The sequence below is a fragment of the Streptomyces sp. NPDC058469 genome (assembly GCF_042721125.1).
GTDB lineage: Bacteria > Actinomycetota > Actinomycetes > Streptomycetales > Streptomycetaceae > Streptomyces.
Genome location: NZ_JBHXME010000045.1, coordinates 57,045 through 63,187 on the forward strand (window position 1 = coordinate 57,045; position 6,143 = coordinate 63,187).

5 protein-coding genes are annotated in these 6,143 nt (G+C 69.2%); 1 reads left to right on the forward strand and 4 read right to left on the reverse strand.

Features of this window, described 5'->3' with window-relative positions:
* Positions 1 to 111 precede the first annotated feature (111 nt).
* The 4 genes from ACFWP5_RS20810 to ACFWP5_RS20825 all read right to left on the reverse strand — a co-directional run bounded on the left by ACFWP5_RS20810 (position 112) and on the right by ACFWP5_RS20825 (position 4,960).
* The gene (locus ACFWP5_RS20810) at positions 112 to 1,326 is read right to left on the reverse strand and encodes an MFS transporter (protein WP_384158298.1); all 1,215 of its coding nucleotides are present in this window, start codon (positions 1,324 to 1,326) and stop codon (positions 112 to 114) included.
* Positions 1,327 to 1,419: 93 nt separating this feature from the next.
* Positions 1,420 to 2,472, reverse strand: a complete 1,053-nt coding sequence (locus tag ACFWP5_RS20815; RefSeq protein WP_384158301.1) for an endonuclease/exonuclease/phosphatase family protein — start codon at positions 2,470 to 2,472, stop codon at positions 1,420 to 1,422.
* Positions 2,473 to 2,667: 195 nt separating this feature from the next.
* Positions 2,668 to 3,312, reverse strand: a complete 645-nt coding sequence (locus ACFWP5_RS20820) for a TetR/AcrR family transcriptional regulator (protein ID WP_384158304.1) — start codon at positions 3,310 to 3,312, stop codon at positions 2,668 to 2,670.
* Positions 3,313 to 3,370: 58 nt separating this feature from the next.
* Positions 3,371 to 4,960 carry an MFS transporter gene (locus tag ACFWP5_RS20825; RefSeq protein ID WP_384158307.1) on the reverse strand — a complete coding sequence of 530 codons (1,590 nt, stop codon included), beginning with the start codon at positions 4,958 to 4,960 and terminating at the stop codon, positions 3,371 to 3,373.
* A 201-nt stretch (positions 4,961 to 5,161) separates the two neighbouring features.
* Between ACFWP5_RS20825 and panB the strand changes: the two genes are divergently transcribed.
* On the forward strand, positions 5,162 to 6,037 hold the full coding sequence (gene panB, locus ACFWP5_RS20830; protein WP_384158310.1) for a 3-methyl-2-oxobutanoate hydroxymethyltransferase: 876 nt from the start codon (positions 5,162 to 5,164) through the stop codon (positions 6,035 to 6,037).
* Positions 6,038 to 6,143: the final 106 nt, after the last annotated feature.

Consider the following 6,143-nt stretch of genomic DNA (forward strand, 5'->3'; position numbering starts at 1 on the left):
CGGACATTGGATGCCGTCGGCAGTCCGCGTGGCGAGGTGCCCGATCCGGTCGGTCGAAAGGTGAACCTCCCAACCGACCGAGACAGGTGGCCGGGTGGGTGGGCGAAAAGGTCAGGAGTGCAGGGCCCTTGCCTGTTCCGGGACGTGGGCTGCGACCACGCGCTCGCGGCCGGGTACCGTTCGACGCCGGTCGACTCCCCATGCCGTGCCCGCGACTCCCAACCCCAGTACCGCCAACACCGCGCCGGCCAGTGCGGGCGACGTAGCGCCGAAGCCTGCCGCCAGGGCGAGGCCGCCGATCCAAGCGCCGCCCGCGTTGGCCAAGTTGAAGGCCGCCTGGTTTGCCGACGACGCCAACGACGGGCCTGCCGACGCCTTTTCCATCACCATCAGTTGGAGCGGGGAGCCCGTGACGAACGCCGCTACGCCCAGCAGGATCACCGCCAGTGCCGCCGTCCACTCCGTGGTCATCAGGAGGGGGAACAGGGCCAGGACGACCACCAGGGACGCCAGGCCGCCGAAGAGTGTGCCCCGGAGGGAGTGGTCCGCCAGGCGGCCGCCCATCAGGTTGCCTGCCGTCGCGCCTACGCCGAACAGGGCCAGCAGCAGCGTCACGCTGCCGTCGGCGAAGCCCGCCGCGTCTGTGAGCATCGGGGCGATGTAGCTGTAGGCCGAGAAGAGCGCGCCGAAGCCCGCCACCGTCGTGCCCAGCGCCAGCCATACCGGGAGGGACTTCAGCGCGGCCAGTTCGCCTCGCAGGCCCACCTTCGGGGCGTGCGCGTGGTCGTGCGGGATCAGCAGGGCCAGGGACGCTATCGCCGCGACGCCGATCACGCTCACGCCGAGGAACGTGGCCCGCCAGCCCAGGTGTTGGCCCATCAGCGTGGCCGCCGGTACGCCCACGATGTTGGCGACCGTGAGGCCCAGGAACATCAGGGAGACGGAGCGAGCCTTGCGTTCGGGCGCGACCATGGTCGTAGCGACCACCGCCCCTACGCCGAAGAAGGCGCCGTGCGGCAGGCCGCTCAGGAAGCGGGCCGCCAGGAGGTAGTCGTAGTTCGCGGCGAAGGCCGAGAGGACGTTGCCCGCCACGAACAGCGCCATCAGGCCGATCAGCACCGTGCGGCGGGGCAGGCGGGCCGTGACCGCCGCGAGCAGCGGGGCGCCGATGACGACGCCCAGCGCGTACGCCGAGACCAGGTGGCCCGCCGTGGGGATCGAGACGTGCAGGTCGTCCGCGACCTCGGGCAGCAGGCCCATGATCACGAATTCGGTGGTGCCGATACCAAAAGCGCCGACGGCCAGAGCGAGCAGGGCCAGGGGCATGGGAGGTGCCTGTGCCTTTCAGGGAGAGCGGAGTTCCGTACAGCTTATGTTCAGTTACGGAACAAAGACTCCCAGGCCCGCTATTCCACGAGGTTAAGAGCTCGTGTCGAGGTTCACACGGGCCGCGATCGGGAGGTGGTCGCTGCCCGTCTTGGGGAGGGTCCACGAGGTCACCGGCTCCACGCCCTGGACCATGATCTGGTCGATCCGCGCCATCGGGAACGACGCCGGCCAGCTGAACCCGAAGCCGCTGCCCGCCGCGCCCTGCGTGGAGCGCATCTGGGAGGTGACGGCGTTCAGCGAGCGGTCGTTCATCGTGCCGTTGAGGTCGCCGAGGAGGATCTTCCGCTTGAGCGGCTCGGCGGCAATGGCCTCGCCGAGCGCGTCGGCGCTCGTGTCGCGCTGCCGGGCCGTGAACCCGGCCTCGATCTTCACCCGCACCGACGGGAGGTGGGCGACGTAGACCGCGATCTGTCCCTCGGGGGTCGCGACGGTGGCGCGCATCGCGCGCGTCCAGCCCAGCTTTATGTCCACGGCCTTGATGCCGCTCATCGGGTACTTGCTCCACAGCCCGACCGTGCCCTCGACCGAGTGGTACTTGTAGGTCGACGCGAGTGCCTTCTCGTACGTCGGGACCGCCGACGCCGTCAGCTCCTCCAGGGCTACGACGTCCGCGCCGGACGCGGCCACGTCACGGGCCGTGCCGGACGGGTCGGGGTTCTCGGCGTTGACGTTGTGCGTGGCCACCGTCAGGTCGCCACCGGTGCCGGTCTTGTCGCTGAGCAGCAGCCCGCCGAAGAGGTTCAGCCAGACGACCGTCGTGAGTACGACGGCGATGAGCGCGGTCGCCGACCTGCGGACCAGACCGAGGACCAGGAGTACCGGGATCATCACCCCGAGCCAGGGCAGGAACGTCTCCGTGAGGCTGCCGAGGTTGCCGATCCGGTTCGGGATGCGCGAGTGCAGCAGCATGACGAGGGCCAGGAGGATCGCCAGCGCGGCGAGGACCAGGCCCCGGCGCCAGATCCGCGGATCGCCGCGCCAGCCGCCGATCAGTCTGTTCCACAGGCGCCGAAGCCGGGATCCGCGCGGCTCGTCCCCCGAGCCGCCGTCGTCCGTCTCCGTCACATACGCCTGCTGTGCCATACCGTCGCCTCACTACCTGCCGTGCACACCATCGTCCCCGCGCCTACGACCCTAGGGGATGATCGGTTCCGATCCGCCGTCCCATGACGGCCGTACGGGGACGAGGACGAACAAGTCGGCGCCGTGAGTTCCGGATACCGGCTCGCGGGCCGGGCTTGTGACGAGACGCGCACATTCGGGCGCGGCCCGCGGCACCTACGAACTGACGGGACGTAGGGCCACCAGCACCGTGTCGACGAGCAGTTCCGACAGGCCCTCGGGGAGGTCCGCGTCGAAGCGCATGACGGTGCGCAGGAGCATCGGGCCGACCAGCATGTCGTTCATCAGCTCGGGGTCGATGTCCGTGCGGAGTTCGCCGTTCTCCTGGGCGCGGCGCAGGAGTTCCACCTGCTTGCGGCGGCGGGGCTCCACGACGGTCGCGTGGTAGGCGGCCCACACCTTCGGGGTGCTCTTCATCTGCGCGAAGACGTTGTGCAGGAGCGCCGAGGACCGGGTCATCAGGCCGCGCTGACGCAGCTGTTCCATCATGGCCACGAGGTCGTCGCGCAGCGAGATGCCGGGCAGTTCGGGGTCCTGCGGCTCGGCCTCGCGGACGACGTCGACGAACAGTTCCTCCTTGCCCGGCCAGCGGCGGTAGATGGTGGCCTTGCCGACACCGGCGGTACGGGCGATGCGCTCGATGGAGAGTTCGGCCAGCGGCACGCCTTCCTCCAGGAGCTTCATCACGCCCTCCGTGATGGCGCGTTCGACGGCCTCGCTGCGCGGGCGCCCCCTGGTGGGGGCGTCCGGCCGGGTCCCGCTGTCGGTGCCATGGGCGGTGCCGTTGTCGGCAAGGCTCACTTCACTCCGTCCCTTCGCTGTTCCCCCCGTTCCGGTCCGTCCTGGGTGATTGTGGTCGCTATTCCCCTACGACGACCAACTCCTGCTCCTCCTTGCCCTCCTGAGGGGCCGGAGGCTTGCCGGGCAGGAAGAGGAACGCCACTACGGCGCCGACGATCGCGACGCCCGCGCCGCACAGGGCGGTGACGTGCATGGCGTGCAGGAAGGCGTCGTTGGCCGGGGTGATCAGGACCCTGCCCTGCGGGCCGAGCTTCGCCGCGACACCGAGGGTGGCCTCGATGGACTCACCGGCGGTGTCCCTGAGGGCGGCCGGCACCGAGCCGAGCTTGCCCTCGATGCCGTTGCGGTACGCCGTGGACAGCACCGAGCCGAGGACGGCGATACCGAGGGCGCCGCCGACCTGGCGGAAGGTGTTGCTCAGCGCGGACGCGGAGCCCGCCTTCTCGCGCGGCAGGGCCTGCATGATGACGACGCTGGTCGGGGTCATGACGTGCGCCATGCCGGCGCCCATGAGGAAGAAGATGACTTCCAGGATCCAGATCGGCGTGTCCGCCTTGAGGGTCGCGAAGGCGGCGAGCATCCCGGCGAGCACCACCAGGCCGACACCGGTCGTCATCTTGTTGCCGAACCGGTTGACGACCAGCCGGGCCCGCGGCGCGAAGATCATCTGCGCGGCGGCCAGCGGCAGCATCAGCAGGCCGGTCTGCAGCGGCGAGTAGCCGCGCACGCTCTGGGTGTAGAAGACCGAGAAGAAGGTCACGCCCATCAGCGCGAAGAAGACCAGCGCGATGGCGGCGATCGCGGCCGAGAACACCTTGTTCTTGAAGTACGTGACGTCGATCGACGGGTGGTCGCTGCGCTTCTCGAACCAGACGAACCCGGCGAGGACGACGACACCGGCGATGATCGTCGACAGCACCTTGGGCGCCGTGAAGTCGGCGAGCTCGCCGCCCTCGATGATGCCGTAGACCAGCAGGACGAGACCTACGACGGACAGGACGACGCCGACCGGGTCGAGGCGGCCGGGCTTCGGGTCGCGGGAGTCGGGGACCAGCCAGATCATCAGCGCGAGGGCGATCAGCACGATCGGCACGTTGATCAGGAAGACCGAGCCCCACCAGAAGTGGTCGAGGAGCACGCCGCCGGTGATCGGGCCGATGGCGATGGCGAGGCCGACGCCGCCGGCCCAGATGCCGATGGCCTTGGGCTGCTCGTCGCGCTCGAAGACGTTCATGAGGACGGCGAGGGTGGCGGGCATCACGAACGCGGCGCCCAGCGCCATCAGGGCGCGGTAGCCGATGAGTTGGTCCGGCGAGCCGGACTCGGCGGCGAGCGCGGAGCCGATGCCGAACACGACGAGCCCGCCGAGCAGGACCTTCTTGCGGCCGATCCGGTCACCGAGGAGGCCCGCGGTGAACAGCAGGCCGGCGAAGACGAGGGTGTAGGCGTTGATCGCCCACTCCAGCTCGCTCTGTGTCGCGCCCAGGCCGGTCGGGGCCGGGGTGGAGATGGTCTTGATGGCGACGTTGAGGATCGAGTTGTCGAGCACCACGATGAGCAGGCTCAGCATCAGCACGCCGAGGATGGCCCAGCGGCGGCGGTGCACCGCTTCGGGTATCCGGGTGCCAGGGACGGGTGGAGTGGTCATGCGGTCCAGACTAGGGAACCGCGGGCTAATTACGATACGGGACCGTGCCGTATCGTAAATATTTTACTCAGGCCTTACGTCAGCCTGGTGTGACGGGACGTGCCGGGGGTCCCTCTGGCCCTCTGTGGCACGAGGTGCCACCATGGAGGGGATCTGGGGACGCCGTAAGGGTGCCTCAAGATGACTGAAGGAGCCGTTGCAATGACGCAGCTTTCGGCTGCCCAGACTGTGAAGAACAGTTCCTCCGACGGCAGCAAGGCGCTGTACGGAGGCAAGGGCACACGTCGTATCACCGTCCGCGACATCGGCCTCGCCAAGGAACGCGGCGAGAAGTGGCCCATGCTCACCGCCTACGACGCGATGACCGCGTCCGTCTTCGACGAGGCCGGGATCCCGGTCATGCTCGTCGGTGACTCTGCGGGCAACTGCCACCTCGGGTACGAGTCGACCGTGCCCGTCACCCTCGACGAGATGGCCATGCTGTCCGCCGCCGTCGTACGGGGCACGAGCCGCGCCCTGATCGTCGCGGACCTGCCGTTCGGTTCCTACCAGGAGGGTCCGGTGCAGGCGCTGCGCTCGGCGACCCGGCTGGTGAAGGAGGCGGGGGTCGGCGCGGTGAAGCTGGAGGGCGGCGAGCGGTCGCACGAGCAGATCCGGCTGCTGGTCGAGTCCGGAATCCCGGTGATGGCGCACATCGGCCTCACTCCGCAGTCCGTGAACTCGATGGGGTACCGGGTGCAGGGGCGGGGCGAGGAGGCCGCCCAGCAGTTGCTGCGGGACGCGAAGTCCGTGCAGGACGCGGGGGCGTTCGCTGTCGTCCTTGAGCTGGTGCCGGCGGAGTTGGCCGCCGAGGTGACCCGGGTGCTGCACATTCCCACCGTCGGGATCGGGGCGGGGGCCGAGACGGACGCGCAGGTGTTGGTGTGGACCGACATGCTGGGGCTGACGGGCGGGAAGATGCCGAAGTTCGTGAAGCAGTACGCCGATCTGCGTGCGGTCATGGGTGACGCGGCGAAGGCGTTTGCGGAGGATGTCGTCGGCGGAACGTTCCCTCTTGAGGAGCACTCGGTCCACTGATGTCCTGAACTCATGAACTCATAGAGCCACTGCGGCACATAGGCAGCCCGCCGATCTTCCCCCGTCGGCGGGCTGCCCCTTTGCCGCCTGCCGCCCGCTCCTGGGG

Bases quoted from the DNA above. Each gene is read 5' to 3' on its own strand.
- panB (WP_384158310.1), top strand. From the start codon at position 5,162: ATGACGCAGCTTTCGGCTGCCCAGACTGTGAAGAACAGTTCCTCCGAC.
- ACFWP5_RS20815 (WP_384158301.1), bottom strand. From the start codon at position 2,472: ATGGCACAGCAGGCGTATGTGACGGAGACGGACGACGGCGGCTCGGGG.
- ACFWP5_RS20810 (WP_384158298.1), bottom strand. From the start codon at position 1,326: ATGCCCCTGGCCCTGCTCGCTCTGGCCGTCGGCGCTTTTGGTATCGGC.
- ACFWP5_RS20825 (WP_384158307.1), bottom strand. From the start codon at position 4,960: ATGACCACTCCACCCGTCCCTGGCACCCGGATACCCGAAGCGGTGCAC.